At 54.4% G+C, this 1530-nt stretch carries 4 protein-coding genes; 3 read left to right on the top strand and 1 reads right to left on the bottom strand.

The features are described from left to right. The coding region (locus ACR0B3_RS23900) for a YgaP family membrane protein (RefSeq protein WP_480811227.1) at positions 1-244 on the bottom strand (244 nt) is incomplete at its 3' end. Between ACR0B3_RS23900 and ACR0B3_RS23905 the strand changes: the two genes are divergently transcribed. The 3 genes from ACR0B3_RS23905 to ACR0B3_RS23915 form a co-directional block, all read left to right on the top strand. Then, a complete protein-coding gene (locus ACR0B3_RS23905) occupies positions 243-620 on the top strand; it encodes a hypothetical protein (protein WP_340263050.1) in 378 nt (125 codons plus the stop codon). The genes ACR0B3_RS23900 and ACR0B3_RS23905 overlap by 2 nt on opposite strands. Further along, positions 617-1237, top strand: coding sequence for a cob(I)yrinic acid a,c-diamide adenosyltransferase (cobO, locus tag ACR0B3_RS23910; RefSeq protein WP_480811228.1), 621 nt, complete (start codon positions 617-619; stop codon positions 1235-1237). Before ACR0B3_RS23905 ends, cobO begins: the two co-directional genes overlap by 4 nt. 6 nt (positions 1238-1243) lie before the next feature. Beyond that, on the top strand, positions 1244-1530 hold a 287-nt coding region (locus tag ACR0B3_RS23915), incomplete at its 3' end, for a nucleotide-binding protein (protein WP_480811229.1).

The raw sequence follows: 1530 nt of genomic DNA on the forward strand, positions 1-1530 counted from the left end.
AAAGAGGCACCAGACCCACCCAACCCCAAGCGGTTTGCGGGCCAACAAATACAATGGCAATAAGAGCCACGCCTACGATCACGCGAAGCGCGCGGTCGATCATCCCAGCATTGCGAGTCATATATAAACTCCTTTCTATAGCCGACGCGAGATCATCGCATACTGGCCCCTGATGGTCTGTGACCATGTCACATGCGCTGGTTTGCTTGACTTGTTCTGTGAAATCAGGCCATGCCGCAGCCATGAGCAAAGAAAATACACCAAAGCCAAGCAAAGATGCCGCTGCCAAGCCTAAGCGCGCGCAGGATGTTTATACGCTTGTTGTTGAACTAGGTCGCCGCGAGGGGGATGGCCTGCCTGCCAGCGCAACGGGGGCGGGGCTGTTGTGCTATGCGTCAGGCGTGGACGAGGCCGAAGCGGTGCGCGAGACGGTTGCAGTGCTGAAAACGGCGGATATGAACCCGCTTGAGGTCACGGGCTATGGCACCTTGACCGAACGCGAGGCGCAGGGGCTTGAGATTGATGAAGAAGAACGCGCTTTGATGATGCGCGCTTTGGAAGAAAACTCGGTCATAGTCGCGCAGATGACACCTTATTTTGCCGAGGATGATGAGACATGAGCGAGGAAGACCTTAACGCGCGCCACAAGACAAAGATGCAGAAGATTAAGGCCGCGCGCGATCGTATGATGGCGGAGAAAAAGCGCGAGAAGAAAGGTCTGGTGATTGTTCATACAGGCAATGGCAAGGGCAAAAGCTCGTCCGCTTTTGGGATGATTATGCGCTGTATCGCCCATGGGATGCCTTGCGGTGTCCTGCAATTCATCAAAGGCACATGGGTGACAGGCGAAAAGGAATTCCTACGCAAACATTTCGCGAATGAATGCAAGTTTGTTGTGTCGGGCGAAGGATTTACGTGGGACACCCAAGACCGCGAGCGCGATATTGCAGCGGCGCGTGCGGGTTGGGAAGAAGCCAAAGCGATGATCAAAGACCCCAATATGTCATTGGTTGTTCTAGACGAGATCAATATCGCTCTGCGCTATGATTATCTTCCGATCCTAGAGGTGGTAGAGTTTTTGGTCACGGAGAAGCCAGAAATGACCCATGTTGTTTTGACGGGTCGCAATGCCAAGCCCGAATTGATTGAGATTGCCGATCTTGTGACCGAGATGACCGAGGTCAAGCATCCATTCCGTGAGCAAGGCATTGTTGCGCAAAAAGGCGTGGAGTTCTAAGGTCTTATGCCCGCTGTCATGATCCAAGGCACAGGGTCGAATGTGGGCAAATCATTGCTTGTTGCGGGGCTGTGCCGTGCTGCGCGCAAGCGCGGCATCAATGTTGCGCCGTTTAAGCCACAAAATATGTCGAACAATGCGGCTGTCTGCCCTGAAGGGGGCGAGATTGGTCGCGCACAGGCGGTGCAGGCTGAGGCGGCAGGTCTTGCGCCTCATGTTGATATGAACCCTGTTCTGATCAAACCCGAAAGCAGCACAGGCGCGCAGATTGTGGTGCAAGGCGCGCGTCTGAC

The organism is Ruegeria sp. CE9 (assembly GCF_056537425.1).